Genomic DNA, 20,517 nt, shown 5'->3' on the forward strand with positions numbered 1-20,517 from the left:
TGGACCAGTGGAGGTTGTGCCAGTGCCCGCACCGCTCACGCACTGCGTGCGTCGCTGAGCGCGAGAATGCCAGATCTCCCAGCGACATTATGGCCGCTGAGCACTGTGCTTGCTTGCTGCTGCTAACGCAGGCTGTGCTTGCTGCTGCTGCTCTCACAGCAGGTACGTGCTGCGTTAGGGGGCGGCTGGGCGTGCCTTCCAGAAGTAGTTGTGGATTCCCTCTGCGCTGTAGAAGCGCCGGAACGTCATCTCGACGCGGTCACCGATGCTGACCGCGTCGGGGTCGACGTCGGTCATCTCAGCCTGGAAGCGTCCGCCGCCGTCGTAGTCGATGACCACCGCCACCATGGGAGGCGACAGCGAGAAGGCCAAACGGTCGACGGTGAAGGTGGCGATCGTCGCAGGAGTGTCCGCCATGCGGATGCGTTCCATGTCGTCAACCGCGCCGCCATCCATGGACACGCGCATCGGCGGCAGGTGGATCGCTCCCGAGCTGCGGTCACGGGAGCCGACGAACGCGTACTTCCAGTCCTCGGAGCGGAACACCGGTGGCGCGCCCGGCCGCTCGGGATCCGGACGGCGCGGCGGCTCACGATCGAGGAAGCCGCGCCAGGTCAGGTACTTGTTGTAGTCGAGCGCGTCATTTCCGCGATCGATCTGAGACCGCACGGACGCAAACGGTGTGTGGTCGGCGATGGCATCGGTCGTGCGCAGCACGTCGGCCGTTGCGCCATCGGCCAGATGGACCAGCAGGATCGTCTCGTTGGGCTCGGCCTCGTCCAGAATCGATGCCAGCACGATCGCCGGGTGAGCGGTTCCGGTGTTGCCGATCTCGCCTGTCAAGTCGGTGACCAGATTGTCGCCCGCCACCCGTGACAGGCTGCGCACCGCCCGCGCGTGCAGGCCGACGATCGCGATCTTGTCGATGTCATCGAGACTGACGCTCGCGTCGCCCAGCGCACGCTCGATGGCGTCGTTTGCGAGCGGCAGATACACCTGCTCGCCGAATCGTTCCTCCCAGATGCGCGAGAACGCATCGCCCGGCTGCCGGTAACGGTCGGTGAACTCCGCAGTGGCGACCGCTCCCCCGAGCCATTCGCACAGCACCGGCGAAACCGAGTCATCGCCGAAGACGTACGCAGCCGCGCCGTCGCCTCCGGTGGCCTCGTCGCCGCTGGTGGGACGACCAGTGCGCAGGTCAGAGGCGACGGCCAGGTTGGTGCCCCGATTCGCTGCGGCGAGCGCCCAGGCGGCCTCCGATGACCGCGGCGCTCCGCCGACGTCCACCGCCCACGATGACTGGGGCAGATCGAGCGCCGCGTGGATTGCCGCAGCGTTCGTCTTGTCCATGTAGGCAGGATTCGCCGTCGAGAACAGCACCGAGTCGGGCACGAGCTCGCTGCCCCGCAGTGCATTGCGCGCCGCTTCGACACCCATCGTCGTGGTGTCCTCGTCGTAGCTGGCCGCCGCACGGTGCCCCCTGCCGCCGCCCGAGCCCATTACCGCAGTGATCTTGGAGCGGTCCAGCCGCCAGTACGGCACGTACGCCCCGTACGCAATGATCCCTCGTCCCATAATTCCGTCTCCCATCGACCATCGTCTTGGGCCCTCGAGCGGCCCCCACGGCCCTGGTCCGGCGCACACCGGCCAGCGCAGGAGCCTATGTGCCCCAGCGGTCCACGCGCCCGACGAGGCGCCCTCATCCCGGCGAGTTGGCAAGCCGAATGTCCGCAGTACAGTCCGGACTGTGTCCCGCCGCGAGGCGATACTGGATCGCCACCGCGCAACGATCCGCAGCATCGCAGCCAAGAACAAGGCGACTGCCATTGCCTTAGCTGGCTCGGTCGCACGAGGTACAGACACGCCCGAAAGTGACTGCGACTTCGTCTGCGAGTTCAGCTCCGACGCGACGCTGCTTGATTTCGCGGGTCTTCAACTCGACTTGGCCGATCTTCTCGGGTGCAATGTCGACATCGTCGATGCCCGAGCGCTGAAGGCACCGTTCGTGTCAATGCTCGACGATGCCGTTCCGCTGTGACCCGCAGCCAGCATCAGCGCATCATCGACATTCTCCGCGCCGCCGAACGTGCAGCGAGCATCCTTGATGAGGGTTCGGAGGCGTTCGCAGACGACTGGAAGCTGCTGGCCGCTGCCGAGCGCATGCTCGAGATCGTCGGAGAGGCAGCACGGCACCTCGACGACGAAACGGCCACGCAAATGCCCGACGTTCCATGGTCGAGGTTACGCGGGATGCGCAACTTTCTCGCGCACGAGTACCACCATGTCCGAGCCGAAGTCATTTGGCGAACACTCGAGATGGACATTCCGCCGCTGATCCGACAACTACGTGCCGCTATGGACAACGTTTCGCCGGAATGAGGCGTGTCACCGCCGCGGTTACGACGCATCTTCGATCTCAGGATTGGCTGGTTTGTTACCGCCGTGGAGGACCGGGTCGCAATAGGGAATGCCCTGGACACTGAGCATGAGTTCGTCGAGTTCTGACCACACGTTCGGGCCGCTCACCCACTGTCGGGGGTTCGGCAGGATCGCCGTGTAGTCGTCAATGAGCCGGCAGCGCCGGGCGTTTCCGCTCTCGGTCGGGTCGAAGTGGATGGCCGCGGTTGCCATCTCGCTCGTGATGGCGTGAAGTGGGGTGACGCGGTCGACCTGGGTCAATCGAGCGTTGGCAAGCAGCGTGAGCGCCATGGTGGCGCCGAGAATTGCGGTGGCCAACGCAGCCGCGATTCGCGCGGTTCCCGGCTTGCGGGCGATACCGAAGACACACACCAGTGCTGCGGTGGCCATGAGCGACCAGCCCACTTGGACCATGATCGTCTCGCGCCAGGCCTCGCCGACCTGCGGGCGAACTTCTTGGGTTCGCCTTGACAGGCCGACAAGGAGCGCCGGCAGGAGCGCTGTGACTGCTCCGAGAGCGCCCAGACTCGCGGCCGGCCGCCTCCAACCCACGGAATCCTCCGAGACAACCGGCAGAGAGCCTCGCGCATTTCGGGCGGCGATGACGGTGATGAATGCAACCGCTGCGAGTAGCACGATCAGGAGCACATTCCTCGCCAGATCGGCGAATCCAAAGCTGATGCCAGCCCTGTCGAGGAGGCCAGCGGTGTACCTCCAGCCCGCCGGGGATGCCCCGGTCAACAAGCGGTCAGCGGTGCGTCCGAATACGTCCGTTGTCAACTCGACATCGGAAGCCACATAGCAGGACGATCCGCTGCACCGCCTGGCGATCTCAATACGAGCCGGAATGAACACGGCGAGGAATCCGGCAGTGAGATACGTCCAGCGGCGAACGCTCGCCATGCGAAGCAGTTGTCGAGCCGAGGAACCCGCAGCGGCACGCGCCACCACAAACGCGGCCACGAACGGAGGGGCCACATAGGTGAGGTCGTACGTGGCCGCCAAGACCGCGCCGAGCCCAAGCATCGCGACCGGCTCATGCCATGCGAGCCGCCTTTGCACCATGTCCTTGTCCCGCGCCACCCACAACGCTGCCGCGAGCATCAAGATGACTGAGCCGATGAGAACAACGTTGTAGCTGGTGATGGGGCTGTAGTGATCCCCGGCGACCAAGGTCGCCGCCAGGACCATCGGATACAGCACGACAGCCGGATGGCGGCCGGATCGCCCGATTCCCGCGGACCGCAACACCGCCGACATGAGTCCAAAGGATCCGACTGCAAGCATCCCAATCAACACCAGCCGGAGCACACCGTTGACTGCGTGCGGAGCGAGACCGGTCGCCTCCGCTGCGTCATAGACCACCGCCCTTTTGTTGTGCGTCTGACTTTGCCGCGGAGGGTCCACCGAGGAATGAACCAAGTCTGATCGTGTTCTCGCTGACGCGTGAAGGAGCATCAGATGACTGTCAGCGAGGGTCGGCGTCGACCGAAGAAGCTGTCCGCGGAGACGAAGTGGGAGATCTACTTGCAGGTCGCGGGCGGAGAGATCACCCAGGCCGACGCCGCCCGGAAGTGGGGGGTCGATGTGTCGACGATCATCTCCATCCGCCGGACGGTGAAGGACGCGGCGCTGGCTGCGCTGGCCCGCAAACCGGGTCGCCCGGCCACCGAACGGAACTGGGAGCTCGAAGCGGCCCGGGCAGAGATCGGTCAGCTCACCGAGGCGATCAAGGTCCAAGCGATCGAGTTGGCCATTGTCCGGGGAAAATCCGGCTGGGACTGAACGGACCGGTCCCGGCGAGAGTCCCCGCCGAGGCCAAAGAGCTGGTCCTCAACACCGTCGACGACGCCGTTGCCGCCGGGTTCTGGCACACATGGGCCACCGGTGTGTGGCAGGTCTCCGACGACCGGGTGCACCGCTGGCGGGCCCGCCGACGCGAGCTGGGCACGCTCAGCGACCTCGCCCCGGGCGGCGCGCCGGTGCATGCGGTGCTGGCCGACGAAGTCGCGGAGGTCCTCGCTGTCGCTGAAGAGTGGGGACCGGTCGACCGGTCGCACCGCAAGCTCGCCCACCGCGGTTCCTATGTGGGCCGGGTGTGGGTGGCCCCCTCGACGTTTCGGCGCGTTCTGGCTGCCCACGGGCTTGTGCTGCCCGAACAGCCGCCGACACCACGGCGGCCCAAGACGCCGTGGCCCCACTGGCTGGTCTGGGAACCGAACAGGATCTGGATCTGGGACGTCACCCACTTCGGGCGGGCCCGGCGCTGCGTGTTCGCCATCGTCGACATGGTCTCCCGCTACTGGATCACCACCCTGGTCTCGACCGAGGAGACCTCCACCCAAGTGCGCGTCATCTTCGACCAGGCGCTGCTAGCCCAAGATCTCGACGAGCTGCTCACCGACGACCGCCTCGATCTCGACATCGACGACCCCGACCGGCCGATCCTGCTCGCCGTGTCCGACAACGGCCCGGCCATGACCAGCCACGACACCCGCGCCTACATGGCGATGATGGCCATCGCCCAACACCACGGCCGACCCCACACCCCCACCGACCAAGCCTGGATCGAGAGTTTCTTCGGGCACATCAAGCACGAATGGCCCCACCTCGACGAGATCACCGACCCGGCGTTGCTCGACACAGAGCTGGCACGCATCCGGATCGACTACAACGAAGTCCGGCTGCACGAAGCGCTCGGCTACGTCACCCCCGACGACGAACACCACCAACGAGGAGAACCGATCCGCGAGGCCCGCCGGCAAGGCCTCCAACGAGCCCGCACACGACGGCTCGACCACAACCGCCGGACCACCACCAACAACCCCGAGAACACAGCATGACTTGGTTCATTTCTCAGCCGATCTCCGCGGAAGACTCAGACACACCTCACTTTCGACGTTCTCCACAGCACGACCGAGCGGACGGAAATTTCCTCGGTCCAAGAACGTGTCGACGTTGTCCAGCGAATGGCCGATGGCCCGGAACAAATTGCTGCCCACATCATGAGCAGCGCGATAAAGCCGCCGCCGATCGTCACCGAGCAACGAGTGCCCCACCAACGGGACTACGACGATCACCGACGGTGCCACGACAGCCCACTTGTGGCTCTTCGCGTCGAAGCGAGGCGTTGGGTGACGTGAGGGTCCGCTGCTGAGATGGGGGCCTCGACGACTACGCAGCAACGCTCGGCAGCTCAATCCCGCCATAACGGACAGGTTCAAGATCCCGAGGCGCCGTTCTACCGTTCAGCAACGGTGAATTCGGCGCGTGCCCAGGCGCCTGGGCCGTGGGCGTTGTGGCCGAGCACGAAAACGACGTAGGTTCCGGGCCCGAGCGAGTAGTGCTCACGTTGTCGTTGCGCGACGGGCAGGTACTCGTGAAAGAGGCGTACCGAGTCCTCGCCTTCGAGATGGTAAGTCCACGCTTCGATCGTCGAAACGTCGGCGTCGGCGTCGGCGTCCCAGCTCACGGTGACCTTCGGCCCGTCGATGGCCACGGAGACGCTCGGTTCGAGAGGTGTTCCGGGCACCGGCTCGGCGTCGCCGATGGTGAAGGTGTAGGCGTTGGGCTCGCTGCAGCCGGCGGCGTTACAGGCAGCGGCGCGTACACGGTGGATGCCTTGCGGGGGGTCGTGCCACATGTAGCCCCAGGCGGATGCAGGCGGATCGCCTGGCAGCCCGCCGTCGTCGATCTGCCAGTGCGTGATCGGCAGATCCGAGGTGGTGGCGTCCCACCGAAGCTGGAACCGGTCAGCCCAAGCGCTCACGCCGAGCCGGGGCTTGGTCGGCGGAACCTCGACGGGCTCGACGGGGTAGGACGAGAAGTTGTGGGTGACCATGATCTTGCGCTCGCCCACAGCGATGCCGATGCCGACGTCGGTGAACTCGGGGTTGACCATGTTCGAGAAGTGCGGAGGGCTGTCCTTGAACTCCTCGAAGGCGGCCTTGACGGCCTCGTCCAGCGTTCCGGCCACGTACTCGCGAGTCACGTTCTCCCCGTACAGATGCCACCCGAGCGGGTACTGGTCAAGCCAGTCGGGGTTGTGGCCGAACCTGCCGTCTTCGGGCATTTGCTCGGACCAGTCACGTGCGACCCGGCGCAACCCGGCGTGATGGCGCAACGGTTCGACGCCGAAGCCGGCACGCAACTCGTTGACGAGTGTCGTCATGTACGCCTCTGCCTGAGCCCGGCCGCCGATGCTGCGTTCGGCGACGAGCCCGCTGACCGCCTGCTGAGACACCGCAGCCGACCCACCGAGCACGATCAGCTGGTTGGTGTCGGGGCCAAGCCATTGCGCGGTGGCATCGGGCACCGACGACGGTTCGGTCAGCAGCAGCGGTGCGCACAGCCGCCCCAGCAGCGGCCCCGCGGCGAACGCGTCGTAGGGTGCCAGCGCCGTGGTCAGCCCCACGATCTCGTCGCTGAAGCACTCGCCCCCAGCGGTCCACGAGTAGCGGTCCCGCAGATAGTCCGCTGCGGCGACCGCTGTCTCGAACCTCGTCGCACCCGCTAGGCGCACCACGTGCTTGTCGACCGGGTCCACAGCGGCTTCCACCTCGGCGGAGACAGCCGCATGACCGCCCATGATCACCACGCGCTCCACCAGGTCAGACCTGATGAACGCCGCGACAGCAGGGTGCAGCCGATCGCCGGGCGTCAGCAGCACCGGATGCGTGCCGCGGGCGGCGAACGTGCGGGCCACCATGCCATCCACGAACACGTCCCCGTTCGCCAGGATCACCGTGCGAGCAGACCCGAACCCATGACCGCCGGCACCCATCCGCCGAGCCACCTCAACCGACGCCGAGTAGCGATCGGCCGCGGAGATCCGCTCGATGTCAGGATCGATGCGACGAGCCGCAGCCAGAGCCTCAGACGGCAGCACCGACTCGTCGCCCACCGCAATCAACTCCGAGACGCCGGTGCCTTCCAAGAACTCCAGCGCCTCCGTGCTCAGGCCAGCCGGACCCACCAGCAAGATCGGCCCATCCAGCAGCCCCGCCAACCCGGCAGCCGTCACTGCATCGGGCCAAGACGTCCCGGAAACCAGCACGGCTGAATCCAGGTTCCCGCCGCGCTCTTCCGCATACGCCCGAGCAACCTCCAACGACGTCGCATACCGATCCGCACCCGCCAGGCGTTCGACATACGAGGTAGCGAAATCGAAAGCCCCAGCTGGAGGTGACAGCCCGATGCTCGCGGCGATGACAATCGACGCGACGCTCCAGCCCAAGACTGATCGCACGTCACCTCCAAACAGCGTCGCTCAGCTACGGACTATTGGGTCCCCGTCAGGACCGCTCAATCGAATCGCGCGCAAACATTTGCATTTGCGCGCCACCAATTCGGCCTATGGCACAAGGGAGTCGATATCGACATCCGGGTCCGCGGCGATTGCTCCGACGAGGCGCGCTGTATGCCATCGATCAGCACCGGCTATGCGCTTCATCGACCGACCAGCAATCTTCGACGCCGGCACAGCAGCGGACCCACCGACAATCCATCCGCCTGAACGCGCGCTGTCGAGACGATCACGCTGATCCCCGGGCATCGCGGCACCACGCGAACCGGCGAAGACAATGCAATCCGTGCCGAGAACACCCGCAAGCGTCACTGCGCTATAGATATCAGACAACGCAGCCACATCCGAAGCCACCACAATCGCTACGGACCCAGAGCAGTCAGTTTCATTCGCCAAGGGATTCCATGCCACTATAGCTGCGTGCAATCGGGCAATGTCGGCATCCGGGTTCGCGGCGACTGCTCCGACGAGGCGTGCTGTGTGCCACCGATCAACACCGGCAATACGCTTCATCGACCAACCAGCAGTCTTCGACGGCGGAACAGCAGCGGTTCCACCAACTATCCATCCACTTGACAGCGCATCGTCAAGACGAGCGCGCTGATCTGCCGACATCGTTCCATTGCGAGCACCAGCAAGAACAATGCAATCCGTGCCGACAACTCCAGCAAGCGTAACCGCACTATAGATATCCGATTGCGCCGCCACATCGGAAGCCACAACAATCGCAATCTCGCCCGAGCACGTTGACATTCCCACAGGCGGAATAGCCGCCTGCATTGGGTCATCCGTATCATCGACATCATCGATTGCGGCTCCGGCTTGGCTGAGATCATCAGGAACTTCAACAGTTGGGTCGCTGATCGGATCACCGTCACCGTCAAGTTGCTCAGCATCCGAATCATCTTCATCAAGGTCCTCGATCGGTCCCCCAGTTTCGCCCGAATCCTGTGCGATCGCCACGCTCGGCAACACCATGACCAGAAGTAATCCAAATAGTACTACTGGCAGGAATCGCTTCTTGATCGCTATTTGCTGATACATATCTCTCCAATGGTCCTGTTCGCTATCGTCAGCGGCGCCAATGTTGCAGTATGCCCCATCGTCGCTCCTCAATTCGCGCCCAATATCGTGTTATACTCAGCCGCTAGTCTGTCGTGCAGGACTTTTGCGTCTCCTAGCATGTACACATCGAGTCCAGCACTTCCAAGCTCTACAATGTGGAGCAACATTGGGCTCAGCCGCAGCGATCCAACGACAGGTAACGCAAAACTAATCGCCGTGAGTATTTTGCTCTTTTTGCCCGTGAAGCTGTCGATAATGCTCTTAATCACCTTCAAATTCTTGCATGCTAAGATTAGCGGGGCCAATGCGCTGTCGATTGTATTTTTGCCCGCTAAAAGGTCGGCTGCAATTTGGGTCGCTTGAGAATGAGTGTTGTTGAACGCGTCAGCAAACGACTTGCATGCCACCAAACCCGAAACGATGGCGTCACGATTAGCCTTATACAGCTCTTGCGCGGCGCGCTTAAATTCCGCCTTTCCGTCATAGATGCCACTTTCGAGATTCATGTCGCCAGCGATTAACGCATCGCCTTTAACTACCGTATCGCCGCTGACGCGCGCGTTGCCCGATACGATTGCTTTACCGTAGATTTCAGCATTCCCCGAAATTCTCGCGTCTCCGGAGACTCTGGCTTCTCCATGTATCTTAGCGCTGCCCGAAACCTCGGCATTCCCGTAGATCAGAGCGTTCCCTGATAGTTCGGCATGTTCCTGTACCGAGGCGTCGGGAAAAATCCATGAACACCCCTGTATGCCAATGTTTCCAGGGCCTGCGATTTTGCCGCCTCTTTGGCCCTTGGAGATCATCGTAGCCTGGCCATTTGTCGGAGTTGTAGTGAAATCCTTTGCTGCATATATCCTTAAATGCTTGATGATGAGTCCTTCTCGCCTTACTTCCCACCTTACATTTCTCAGAGATGCGTCGCATGGAATTGATTCGTCAAACCTCTTGTTGTAGGACCAGTCACCGCTTCGAGAACCCGCCCTAGCTCGAACCCTAATGGTCACCTCTCGTTGCAACGGGTTTCGTAAGAACTCGGCTTCGCAACGATCATTTCGACAGCTGGCACCGGCGTCAGCTATTTGCTTATGGTATGGGTCGGGGTATTCCCATTGCAGTTCGTAAGAACTAGCACCTAGGACCGCGTCCCAGGTAATTTTGTCGACGCTGAATAGATTGAGACCAATCTTCTTGTGTTTGCCTAGTTCGTAGTCCACGTTGGCTACTTTGCCTAAGGGTGCGCCACAGGTTAACACGCGAGGTGTAGTGTCGGGTGTGTGGAGCTTTCGGCGACCGATGCGAGGGTGTTCTTCGAGACCGTCATGCCTCATCTGGGCGAGCGTCAGCGGCGTGTGGTGAGCGGCGCGTTGGCCGAGGCGCTGGGCCGCGGCGGGCAGGCGTTCGTTGTGGGGGCGTCGGGGGTCTCGACCTCGACGATGTCCAAGGCGGTGCGCGAGGTGCGCGCCGGGGCCGAGCCGTGGGATCGTCAGCGCGCCGAGGGCGGCGGGGACCGCCCGGCGGTCGACAAGCAGCCCGGTCTGCTCGAAGCGCTCGACGAGCTGGTGCATCCGGTCACGCGGGGCAGCCCGATGTCGCCGCTGCGCTGGACGCTGAAGTCGACGTATCAGCTCGCACGCGAGCTCGCCGGGCAGGGCTTCAAGGCGTCCGCGGAGCTGGTGCGCCGGCTGCTGCACCAGATGGGCTACTCGTTGCAGGCGCCGGCCAAGCAGAACGAGGGAGCCCAGCACCCCGACCGCGACGCCCAGTTCGCCTACCTCAACGCGCTGGCCTCGGAGCGCCTCGCCGTCGGCGACCCGGTGATCAGCGTGGACACCAAGAAGAAAGAGCTGATCGGGTCCTACGCCAACGGCGGCGCCGAGTGGCAGCCCGCCGGGGAACCCGAGCGGGTGAGCGTGCACGACTTCGCTGATCGGGCGCTGGGCGAGTTCGCCAAGGCCATCCCCTACGGCGTCTACGACGTCGCCAACAACGCCGGCTGGGTCAACGTCGGCGACTCCGCCGACACAGCCGAGTTCGCCGTGGAGTCCATCCGCCGCTGGTGGAACACCCTGGGCCGCGACCGGTTCCCGACCGCGACCCGGCTGCTGATCACCGCCGACGCCGGCGGCTCCAACGGCTACCGGCCCCGCGCCTGGAAGTGGTTCCTCGCCCGCCTCGCCGCCGAGACCGGCCTCGAGATCACCGTCGTGCACTACCCGCCCGGCACCAGCAAGTGGAACAAGATCGAACACCGCCTCTTCAGCTTCATCTCCATGAACTGGCGAGGCCGACCCCTCACCGACATCGCCACGATCATCGAGCTCATCGCCTCCACCACCACCCAAACCGGACTCACCGTGCAAGCCGCCTACGACCCCGGCTGGTACCAACGCGGCATCAAGATCACCAACACACAAATGGAACAACTGCCGCTGTGCCCCCACCACTGGCACGGCGAATGGAACTACACCATCACACCCAACTGAACACGCGACCTAACTCGCGGCGGACCCTAATGCGGTTACCTGGTTTCTCGTACGTGCTTGTGCGGAGGCGGAAGTGCCAACCTTGCTGTGCTGATTGACCGCAGTCACCGTAACGGTGTAAGTCGTGCCGTAACGAAGCGTGCCTGTCGTGTACGACGTACCAACGACTGGCAGCTTACCGGTGGTCCATTCGGCTAATGATCCAATCGCAGGCCTTGACACTACGACCCGATAGTTTCTAATCCCCGAGCTGCCGCTACTTGAGGGCGTTGACCAGGTTACTCTCAACTTTCGTTCTCCATGAGGATCAACGTTTATATCACGGACGTTACCCGGACGTTCGAATTGCTGCGTACTCGTGGTCGCACGGACACTGGCAGACTGACTAGATAGACGGTCACCATTCACCGCTTTCACGGTCACGGTGTAGGTAGTGCCGTAACGCAGAGTTCCCGAAGTGAATGACGTACCATTGACAGTCACTGTGCCGCTGGTCCAGGCGGCATCTGTTCCGATCGCGGGCCTTGAAACCACTACCTGGTAGTTTCTGATTCCCGAACTTCCGCTATTGGATGGCGCTGACCACGTTGCTCTCAATTCTTGCGTTCCATGAGCAACGGCCCTCAAGTCACGCACCACGCCCGGAGGTGTAGTTTGTCGCCCATCGGTCGTCGCACGGGCGCTGACAGTCGGGCTAGTTCGATTATCGTGATTCACGGTCGCAATGGTCACGGTGTAGGTAGTGCCGTAACGAAGATTGCCCGTAGCGAACGATGTTCCAGCAACATTTACCGTACCGCTGCTCCAGGCGGCCAATGATCCAATCGCCGGCCTTGACACTACAACGCGATAGTTGCTGATCGCCGCACTTCCGCTATTTGAGGGCGGTTCCCACGTTATTCTCAACTGTATCTCATTGACTGTGTCTACGATAACATTCCTAGGCGGAGTCGGATTCAGTTCCTGCGTTGGCCTCGTGATCGCCGTCCAAGCTGTCCATGGTCCGTCTAAGCCATTCGTTGCGCGTAAGCGAAAGTGCTGAAGGTTCCTGTCGACACCGGTAAATTGAAGACGCAGAGCACAGCACGCGGCATTGTGGATCGTTCTGATGCCGCCGCCGCTGTCATGTAGTTCGACATCATAAGCGTTCGCTTCGGGCAAATCAATCCAAGTAATCGTTCCGCTTGCGTAGGTCACGCCCGTCACGGCGCCTGGCGCAACATTTTGGGCCCCGACAATCCACCAATCGCTCCAGGCGCTTGTCATATCGCCGGACTGCGCGCGTACTCTGGCTTGAAAACGTCTGGAGATGTCCGGGAAGAATTGGAACCAACAATCTGCGGTACGACAATTTTTGGTTCCCCGCGTCACCGCGGTTTCTGACGAATATCTCCATTCGATTTCGTATGAACTCACCCCAGGGACACGGTTCCACCGTAATGCTTGGCCGCTATAGACAACCCCAGTGGGCACGGCAAGCTGCTGACCAGGGCAACGTTCGACGCAGCGCATACGAATCGCATCTATGCCGATGAGTCGGCGGCCGTAGTCGTTCAGGTCATCGGCATCCTCTAGGGTCGTATTGTCATTGGTGGTAATGACTACATCGCCACCATTGAAGTCGTACGCGCCAAGTTGCGTCCACCCGAACGCTTCCTTTTGTCTTATCGTCGCGCTGGCATATGCCGAATTGTTCAGGGATACTTCATACAAAACGGTTGACGTGGCCTGTTGTGTTGGCACATATACTTCGACTTCTTGCCTGCCGGAACGGTCTCCCATGTACCAATGAACCCAATTCACTGCCGTAGCTGAATTGCCGTTGGCGTCAGTGTATTTGAAGTTGTTGCTGCCATATCCTGCACCCTGAGCACCGTCGTGCCAAAATTTCTCAGGTCCCCACAGGAATGGATCGTCGTTGACGTACCACTCTCGGTGCAGATTTGTGCCACCGCCTGAGGTCGGCCCCAGGCCTTGTGCTTGAAAGAGCCTTGCGCTCCTAGTGGCCACATCGTGGCCGTCAAGCGTGTCAATGCTGTCCGGCGCGGACGCCGCGCCGACCGTTGATATAGGTATCACGAGGCAGACAATCACAACTCCGACGAGAACGCGCCAATGCCATGTCGCAATACTGTCGGTTACTGAGTTGTGACGAGATCCCATTCTCATTTTCCTGTTCATCGCGGTTGGCGAGGCCAGGTGACCTCGTTTGATTTGATTCCGTTGACGATTGTGTAGACGGTTACTCCGGGGAAGCCGAAGAGGCATGCCGACTCATTGGGCAACGCCGTCGCTGTCGTTCGCTTCCAGGGGCCGTGTACGTAGTTGTCGAAGGCGTAATGCCAGCATTCGACGTTGTACGGTCCGGGGCCGATGTTCTCGGCGCCGATGTGCAACCATCGGCAATGGATGCTGGTGCACGGACCGGTGACGCCCATAGCGCCTTGTGCGCTACGACCCAGCGAGAGCGTTACTGAGGGATTTGATGTATTGCCACCAGTAGTGCCGGGTACCGCTTGTATTGGGTTAGACCAGTCTTGATCGCCGGTTGCCTCACGAGATCGGATGCGCACCTCGTAAGTGATGTCGTTGGTGAGACCGTCGATGGTGGTCCACCTGCCGTCGCCGGCGATGTCGACGTAGTCGCGTGCGTGCCAGTTACGCCATGTGCTGTTACCGGCTTGTCGGTACTGAATATCGAAGGCGATGGATGCTCCGAGGCGGACAGCGATGGAACCGTCGGCGGCTCGCAGGCGGGGTGCAGCTGTGCGGCTGGGGCACCTGGATGGCTCTTGGGTGCAGTCGGGCCATGTCACGACGTTCGAGTAGTGGCCGCCGTGCCAGGCACCGTCTCGATGCTCGGCGCCGACGATCACGAAGACCTCAGCCCCCGGGTAGCCGAAAACGCACGATGTCTCGTTCGGCCAACTGGTCACCGTCGCCGAGCGGTAGACGCCTCGGCTGTAGCCGCCAGCTCCATTGTGGGCGCATGCAAGCGTGTGCGGCCCCGGTCCCAGACCCTCAACTTCCACATGCAGCCAGCGGCAATGAACGCCTGTGCACGAGCCGCTCGTCCCGACGGTCCCTTGCGCATCCCCGCCGATGCTGAGCTTGACGGTCGGCCGAGGGGCCGTGTTCCGCTGGGGGGTTTCCCGCAGCGGCCGAGAGAACGCGCCGTCACCTGCGCGGCTCTTGGCACGGACGCCGACCTCGTAGGCAACGCCGTTGCTCAGGCCGGTGATAGTCACGGACTGCCCGGTGATCACACGATCGGGCTGCCAAGCTCGCCACTCCTGGGAACCGTCGGCAGGCCGGTAGCGAACGTCGTAGCCGGATACCGGTGTGCGATAGCTGTTCGGCTCATCCCATTCGACGGTCAGCGAACCATCTCCTGGATGCAGACCGGTCATCGTGGGACGATCTGGAGGCGGACCATCGCCGTCGCATGATCCTGCCGGAACCCAACCCATCGACTCCCGCTGCACGCAAGCGATATAGGCCGTCAAGCCGGTGATGTCTTGATTCGCCCCGCAATTCGGCCACGCCATGATCGAACGGAGCTCTTCGGCGCTGACTGAGCCGCCGCCGCACGTGTTGTCATCAGGGTGCGGGTGGTCAAAGCCATAGATCAAGTGGCCGAGCTCATGAGCGATGGCGCTGTAGTAGTAGTTTTCTTGCGAATACCTGCTGTGTGAGGCGGGATACATGTTGCGCGCAGCGACCACGGCCGGTCCCACAGGCGTCGTGGCGAACCCCCAAATCCGACTCCCGGTCTCGACTCCGCCGATGATCAGCGCCGTTCGCTTCGAGAAGGCGCCATCGGATCGGTCGATCTCATCAGCCAACGCGTCGTGGCAGCCGCTCTTGCCCTTGTTGGTCCTCCACTTGGTTATTGACTGGTCCGCCCAGACGAGGTCAGGCGACAAGATGCCACCGACGCTGAAGCTCAGCGAGAAATCGCTGTCCCCAAACTGCACCCGGTAGATACGACCGACCGCGTTGTCAATTCTGCGCACCTCGGCCTCGAGCTGTGGCAGATCAAGGGATCCAGCAGCGCCGCAATAGAAGACACCCACCGTGACATCACGTATGGAGGACTGTGCATCAGCAACGAGACCTTCGCCGCTCGAAGACTCCACTACATCGTCAGTCGACCCGAGTTCGCCTTGTGCCAACTCGATGATCTGAACCGCCACAGCAGACTGGGTTGCCCAGCGGTCCAGACCAGCCAGCCGCTCGAAATCACGCCGCCCGAAGTGGACATCAAGCCAGCTCTCGGGAAGCGCAGCAATACCGCCGACAACGAAGTGCACAGCCGCGTCGTCGTAGTCATCCTTCGCCTGTTGCGAAAGCGGCCCACCAGCATCCGGATCGCCAGCATCGAGGAGACACTTGGCATTGTCGGTGGCGAGCCAGCGCAGTGCTTCGGCAAGCATGTTCGCCGCGGCTCGGTCCTCGGCAATACCAAGCTTCGCAAGTACCGCGCTGCCGGAACAATCCGTATTCAACGGTGACTCCACCGAGCGCGGTGTCGGGTCAGACGTTGGATCTTGAGCCAATCCGATGATCGCGGAAGCGACAGCCGCCTGGGTTGCCCAGCGGTCGCTGCCGCTCACCCTCGTAAAGGGACCGAGCCCTAGCCGATCAACCAGCCAGTCATCCGGAATGGCTGCTGGGCCTCCCACGACATAAACACGTGGAACACCCGCCAACTCGCTGCGGGAGCCTGCTGGGAGCTGGCCTGATGCCGGATCGCCTGCGTCAACAAGACAGCGGCCGCCCAACCCGAGGAGCCTGACAGCCTCAGCGAGCATGTTCGCCGCCGCGCGGTCCTCGACAACAGAGAGCTTGGCGACCACGGCTGCATCGCCGCAGTCAACGTTCGGCGGCAGTGCAGGCGCGGATGCAGCGGCCACACCCGGCAGCGCTGCGACAGCAAGGACCGCCGATAACAGTGCAGCGGCAAGAAGCAGCCGAGCCAGGCTTGCGCTGGTTCCGGCTTGAAGATTGGTTGTCGCTACCCCGTGGGAACTAACGGTTGAAGTTGTGGCCGACCAAACGGGGGGGGGGCTGCGCCAGAGGGCACGCACGCCTCAGCAGCGCAGATCACGCACTTGCTCGCCGCGGCTGGCTCAATCGACATTGGCGACGGACACTAACGGCGTGCTGTCAACGCTGCAAGCCAACGAATGCGTCCATGATCGAATGCCTCGCTCTCATAGGCCGAGCTGATGCGGGTGTCCCGACCCCGCCGCGCCTGGAATAGCGGCGCGCAAGTTGTCGCCCCCTAGAGACGCAGCGGCTAGCCCTGATTGTTCATGAGTCGGGCGGGTTTGGGTGTGTGAGTCCGCGGAAAAGCCTCTCTGATCTGCGACGATGCGTGTTGTCGACACACGCAGTGTGCAATTCAGAGAGGCATCTCCGAGGTGAAACTTAGCAGTGTGGCAAATGCGCGTCTGGCAGGCGGCGGTGATCGGGTGGCGTGGGGTGCGGGGCTGTTCGCTTTGGGCGGTTTCGCGGACCGCGTCGGGCTGACTTCGGCGCTGTCGGCGGCGGTTCCGCGGCGCGGCGAGCGCGCCCCGGTTCATGACCGGGGCGTGTTGTTGGTGCATCTGTTGTTGGTGCTGGCCGGGGGCGGGGAGGCGTGCACAGATATCGAGCATCTGCGGTCTCAGCGGGACCTGTTCGGGGCGGTGGGGTCGCACTCGACGCTGTATCGGGCACTGCGCGGCATCGACGGCTCGGGACTCGGGGCGCTGTGGGGCGCCGCGGCCACGGCGCGTGGCGAGGCGTGGTCGAAGCGCCGCGGCTCGGGTCCGTTGGTGCTCGACATCGACTCGACGCTGGTGGAGGTCCACTCGGAGAACAAGCAGGGCGCAGCGCCTCATTACAAGGGCGGGTTCGGTTTTCATCCGATGATGTGCTCGACCGGCGACGGGGAGCCGCTGTGGGTCAAGCTGCGCCCGGGCAACGCCGCCGCGAACGACATCGCCGATCACATAGAGGTGCTCGACGCTGCGATATCGGCGCTGCCCGACGCCGACGCCGCGGGCCACCGCGCAGGCGACGACGCGGCGCTGGGGGGACGCGAGATGGTGCTGCGTGTCGACGCCGGGGGCTGCTCGGCGCGTATCGCTGAGGCGTGTCGGGACCGCAACATCACGTTTTTCATGTCCGCTCGGGCCACCGCGGGCATCGACGCCGCGATCGCGGCTGCCCGCTGCGATCCCCGACGGTGGACCGCCGCGGTGGCGAACCCCAAACAGCGCCGCTCCAAGGCCCACGTCGCGGAGCTGACCGATCTGGTGGACCTGTCGGGCTGGCCAGCACGGACACGGCTGATCATCCGACGCGAACCGCTGCACCCGGGCGCGCAGCGCAGCCTGTTCGCGTCGGAGAACTTCCGCTACTGGGGATTCCTCACCGACGCCCAAGCCGGCCCAGCCCAGCTCGACAAGCTCATGCGAAAGCACGCCGACGTCGAAGACGCCGTCGCCCGTCTCAAGGACTCCGGGCTGGCACGCATGCCCTTCACAGCCTGGGACGCCAACTGCGCATGGGCAGCACTGTGCACCATCAGCGCCGCGCTCGTGCACTGGTTCCAGACACGATGCCTCACCGGGCCGCTCAAACGCGCGGCCCCCAAACGGCTCCGCTGGCAGCTGTGGCACCTGCCCGCGCTCGTGTGCGAAACCGGCCGACGCGTCAAGCTGCGGCTCCCCACCGCACACCCCGGCGCCAAAGCCCTGCTCGCCGCCCAGCACCCCAACTGAGCACCACGCGCCCCCAGCCAAACATCACAGCGCGCACCACGCGCGCCGCCCCGCCGCGCCCCCACACCCATGTCAAGAACCAACACCGGCCCTGCAACCACCCCAACAGCGCCAAACAGCACCCACCGGGTCCCGCCAAGCCGACAAACCCGCCCCGCACACCGAAAACACAACCCAAAACACCGATCAGGCATTCTCATGAACAATCAGGGCTAGTACGAGTCCGTCGACACAGCGCGGGTCCCGCCCCGCAGATCACATCTCCCACAGGTACGAGATCGGCAGTGCCATGATGCGGGGCCCGAGTCGCAGTGGTTGCTCACCGGCGTAGAGCACGATGCCGAGCTCGAAATGGTCGCCGATGGTGTCGCGGAGCCAGCCGAGCGTTTCTGCCTTGCGGCCGTGGGCGCGCATCGCAGCGGTGACCTCGATGCAGATGAGCTTCCCGTTGGCCAGCCGAACAATCAGGTCCACCTCACGTTGGCGACGATCCCGGAAGTGATGCAGCGCCGCACCCGAGCCCCCGAACGACAGTTGCTTGCGGACCTCGTTGGCGACGAACGTCTCATACAGCGGTCCGCGCAACGGCTCTGTGGGATCGGCCAGCGAGTCAGGGGTTGCCCCCAACAGCGTCGCGGCCAATCCTGAGTCGGCCATGTGCAGCTTGGACCGCCGCTTGACACGGGTGGCCGCGCTCGTCGACCACTCCGGAAGCAGCACCGTCAGATACACCATCTCCAGGTACCTGATGTAGTCAGCAGTGGTCTGCGAGCTGCCGAACGCCGTGTCGCGATGCACATCTTCGATAACGGGCCTCGGACGGTCCCAGACGAACCCGACGGGGTCACCAAGAGCAGCTTGGAGCGTGTCGGGATTGTCGAGCCTCAAGAACACGCCGCCATTGGTGACCTGCCTGGCCAGCGTCGTCTTGCCCGACTGGCGCGGCCCCAGCAGCGCGGCTGGAAGAAGTGCTGGCTGTTCGCCCAAGCCTGGGGCGAAGCGGCATCGATCCGAAGAACAAGCAGCCTCCTGTGACGGCAGCCGCTGGGTGGCCTCATGACGAGCTGAAACGGGCGTTGCTGTGGCTCGCCGTCTGTGACCGCAGCAACAAGAAGACTCTGGATGGCAGCGGCATCTACCGGTACCAAGCCGCTCGCTTGACAGGAGGCGACATCTCGAACGGTTCGCCTATCGCTGCCGCATACATGTGCGACCTAACACGCGACTACGAATGCGACGGCGGCGAGATGTCAGTCGAACACGAGGTAAGCGCCATCGAAAGTGTGCTGGACCACCACGCCCCTGAATCCCATGAGGGGTGGGGCTGGTGCGCCGACTGCGCGGGCCATCACGCCTACCCGCACGACGACGGTGAGTACATCGAAGCGTCACCGTCGCCCGAAGCTGACCGGGCGCGAGACTGGCGCCTCAGGGGCTCCCAACCGTCAGCAGGCTCGGAAGCCAGTCCTGGAGCCGAGTGACGAGCGACTGCACCGTCTCACCGCTGCGCTGCGCTTGCGCGGAAACGGCTCCCAGCACTTCGACATGATGGCTGAGCATCGAGAGCACGCCGATTCACCACGTACGCGAATCTTGCTTAACACGGCACCAGCCGGCTGTTGAAGCGGTGCCTGATACGCGCTTCTGCCGGTACAAAGCCGCTGATCAACAGTCTTGTGATCTGCTCAAGACAGACTGCTTCTTGCACCCTGCTAGCTGGCCTCCCAGTGCTGAACTTCGAGTTCGGGCATCGGAAAGTCCGAGACGTTAGCTGTGGCGAGTGCGGCACCAACGCCGACTGCTGCGGATGCGATGAGGCAATCGGCCTGGTGCAGCGTGATCCCGCGTGACGCGAACTCGCGGCGCCACCGACCGGCCCGCTGGCCTTCGGCGGCGCCCAACGGTGCCAAGCGCAGCGCTCCGACTAGACGGCGTGCCAGCGGCTCCTCCTCAGGCTGGAGACCACGCCAGATCTCCTCTACCGATACCGCAGACACCCACGGCTCCACGCCGACTCGCCGAAGGCCTCGGAGGCGCTCAGCGGCGGGGCGGCCTCGCAGAGCGTCGATCAGGACTGTCGAGTCCAACAGCAGGCGGGACACGCTCAGCCAGACCGTCGCGCATCGCGATGCCGCTGGGCGCGCACCCATGCGGCGGGACCGTCGTCCCACTCGTGCCCCGAGTCAGAGATCGAGCCCAACGATGCCTCGATCTCGTCCCAGCGATGCTCATCGTCAAGCCCTCGCCGGATGAGCGCGGTAATGAATGCGCTGCGGCGCCTTGGGCCAGCCCGCCGGTCGATATCAGCGACGATTTCGTCCTCGAGCTGTATGTGTAAACGCATGTGCGTTACTATACACACGTCACCGATTCAGCTCTACGGACTCTGGACACCTTTCGCAGGCTCGAACACGACATCAACCGACTGCGGCCGAGCGTTCACCGGCCGTGGGGAATCCGGCACGATCCC

The 20,517-nt window shown here is 63.4% G+C and carries 17 protein-coding genes; 7 read left to right on the plus strand and 10 right to left on the minus strand.

Features of this window, described 5'->3' with window-relative positions:
- Window positions 1-174: 174 nt before the first annotated feature.
- Window positions 175-1,590: an OB-fold domain-containing protein gene (locus ACQY5K_RS07625; protein ID WP_428121639.1), complete on the minus strand. Its 1,416-nt coding sequence runs from the start codon at window positions 1,588-1,590 to the stop codon at window positions 175-177.
- A 157-nt stretch (window positions 1,591-1,747) separates the two neighbouring features.
- Here ACQY5K_RS07625 and ACQY5K_RS07630 point away from each other — a divergent pair, with 157 nt between their 5' ends.
- Both ACQY5K_RS07630 and ACQY5K_RS07635 read left to right on the plus strand, forming a co-directional pair.
- Window positions 1,748-2,038, plus strand: a complete 291-nt coding sequence (locus tag ACQY5K_RS07630; RefSeq protein WP_428121641.1) for a nucleotidyltransferase family protein — start codon at window positions 1,748-1,750, stop codon at window positions 2,036-2,038.
- Window positions 2,035-2,379 (plus strand): HepT-like ribonuclease domain-containing protein, encoded by a 345-nt coding sequence (locus tag ACQY5K_RS07635; RefSeq protein ID WP_428121644.1) that lies wholly within the window; start codon window positions 2,035-2,037, stop codon window positions 2,377-2,379. The genes ACQY5K_RS07630 and ACQY5K_RS07635 overlap by 4 nt, the downstream gene beginning before the upstream one ends.
- An 18-nt stretch (window positions 2,380-2,397) precedes the next feature.
- On the opposite strand, the gene ACQY5K_RS07640 is transcribed toward ACQY5K_RS07635, so the two are convergent.
- Window positions 2,398-3,783: a hypothetical protein gene (locus ACQY5K_RS07640; protein WP_428121646.1), complete on the minus strand. Its 1,386-nt coding sequence runs from the start codon at window positions 3,781-3,783 to the stop codon at window positions 2,398-2,400.
- A 96-nt stretch (window positions 3,784-3,879) separates the two neighbouring features.
- Here ACQY5K_RS07640 and ACQY5K_RS07645 point away from each other — a divergent pair, with 96 nt between their 5' ends.
- Both ACQY5K_RS07645 and ACQY5K_RS07650 read left to right on the plus strand, forming a co-directional pair.
- The gene (locus ACQY5K_RS07645; RefSeq protein WP_428114711.1) at window positions 3,880-4,203 is read left to right on the plus strand and encodes a hypothetical protein; all 324 of its coding nucleotides are present in this window, start codon (window positions 3,880-3,882) and stop codon (window positions 4,201-4,203) included.
- Window positions 4,204-4,307: 104 nt separating this feature from the next.
- On the plus strand, window positions 4,308-5,261 hold the full coding sequence (locus ACQY5K_RS07650; RefSeq protein ID WP_428114710.1) for a transposase: 954 nt from the start codon (window positions 4,308-4,310) through the stop codon (window positions 5,259-5,261).
- A gap of 398 nt (window positions 5,262-5,659) precedes the next feature.
- On the opposite strand, the gene ACQY5K_RS07655 is transcribed toward ACQY5K_RS07650, so the two are convergent.
- The 3 genes from ACQY5K_RS07655 to ACQY5K_RS07665 all read right to left on the minus strand — a co-directional run bounded on the left by ACQY5K_RS07655 (window position 5,660) and on the right by ACQY5K_RS07665 (window position 9,594).
- Entirely contained in the window at window positions 5,660-7,666 is a 2,007-nt protein-coding gene (locus ACQY5K_RS07655; RefSeq protein WP_428121648.1) for a cell wall-binding repeat-containing protein, read from the minus strand.
- A gap of 105 nt (window positions 7,667-7,771) precedes the next feature.
- Entirely contained in the window at window positions 7,772-8,767 is a 996-nt protein-coding gene (locus tag ACQY5K_RS07660; RefSeq protein WP_428121650.1) for a hypothetical protein, read from the minus strand.
- A 68-nt stretch (window positions 8,768-8,835) separates the two neighbouring features.
- Window positions 8,836-9,594 (minus strand): hypothetical protein, encoded by a 759-nt coding sequence (locus ACQY5K_RS07665; RefSeq protein ID WP_428121653.1) that lies wholly within the window; start codon window positions 9,592-9,594, stop codon window positions 8,836-8,838.
- Window positions 9,595-10,110: 516 nt separating this feature from the next.
- Between ACQY5K_RS07665 and ACQY5K_RS07670 the strand changes: the two genes are divergently transcribed.
- A complete protein-coding gene (locus tag ACQY5K_RS07670) occupies window positions 10,111-11,274 on the plus strand; it encodes an ISAzo13 family transposase (RefSeq protein ID WP_428122603.1) in 1,164 nt (387 codons plus the stop codon).
- A gap of 9 nt (window positions 11,275-11,283) precedes the next feature.
- On the opposite strand, the gene ACQY5K_RS07675 is transcribed toward ACQY5K_RS07670, so the two are convergent.
- Window positions 11,284-13,443 (minus strand): fibronectin type III domain-containing protein, encoded by a 2,160-nt coding sequence (locus ACQY5K_RS07675; RefSeq protein ID WP_428121656.1) that lies wholly within the window; start codon window positions 13,441-13,443, stop codon window positions 11,284-11,286.
- Between the two features lie 8 nt (window positions 13,444-13,451).
- Entirely contained in the window at window positions 13,452-16,190 is a 2,739-nt protein-coding gene (locus ACQY5K_RS07680; protein ID WP_428121658.1) for a fibronectin type III domain-containing protein, read from the minus strand.
- Between the two features lie 525 nt (window positions 16,191-16,715).
- Here ACQY5K_RS07680 and ACQY5K_RS07685 point away from each other — a divergent pair.
- Window positions 16,716-18,047, plus strand: coding sequence for an IS1380 family transposase (locus tag ACQY5K_RS07685; protein WP_428121660.1), 1,332 nt, complete (start codon window positions 16,716-16,718; stop codon window positions 18,045-18,047).
- A gap of 255 nt (window positions 18,048-18,302) precedes the next feature.
- Here ACQY5K_RS07685 and ACQY5K_RS07690 read toward each other — a convergent pair whose 3' ends face one another.
- Window positions 18,303-19,034, minus strand: coding sequence for a DUF4143 domain-containing protein (locus tag ACQY5K_RS07690; protein ID WP_428121663.1), 732 nt, complete (start codon window positions 19,032-19,034; stop codon window positions 18,303-18,305).
- Between the two features lie 44 nt (window positions 19,035-19,078).
- On the opposite strand from ACQY5K_RS07690, the gene ACQY5K_RS07695 reads away from it, so the two are divergent.
- Window positions 19,079-19,528 carry a hypothetical protein gene (locus ACQY5K_RS07695; RefSeq protein ID WP_428121665.1) on the plus strand — a complete coding sequence of 150 codons (450 nt, stop codon included), beginning with the start codon at window positions 19,079-19,081 and terminating at the stop codon, window positions 19,526-19,528.
- 231 nt (window positions 19,529-19,759) lie between these two features.
- Here ACQY5K_RS07695 and ACQY5K_RS07700 read toward each other — a convergent pair whose 3' ends face one another.
- Both ACQY5K_RS07700 and ACQY5K_RS07705 read right to left on the minus strand, forming a co-directional pair.
- A complete protein-coding gene (locus ACQY5K_RS07700) occupies window positions 19,760-20,149 on the minus strand; it encodes a PIN domain-containing protein (RefSeq protein ID WP_428121668.1) in 390 nt (129 codons plus the stop codon).
- Window positions 20,150-20,151: 2 nt separating this feature from the next.
- Window positions 20,152-20,391 (minus strand): hypothetical protein, encoded by a 240-nt coding sequence (locus tag ACQY5K_RS07705; protein ID WP_420446503.1) that lies wholly within the window; start codon window positions 20,389-20,391, stop codon window positions 20,152-20,154.
- Window positions 20,392-20,517 lie beyond the last annotated feature (126 nt).

It is taken from the genome of Candidatus Poriferisodalis sp. (genome assembly GCF_965262965.1).
Classification (GTDB): Bacteria; Actinomycetota; Acidimicrobiia; order Acidimicrobiales; family Poriferisodalaceae; genus Poriferisodalis.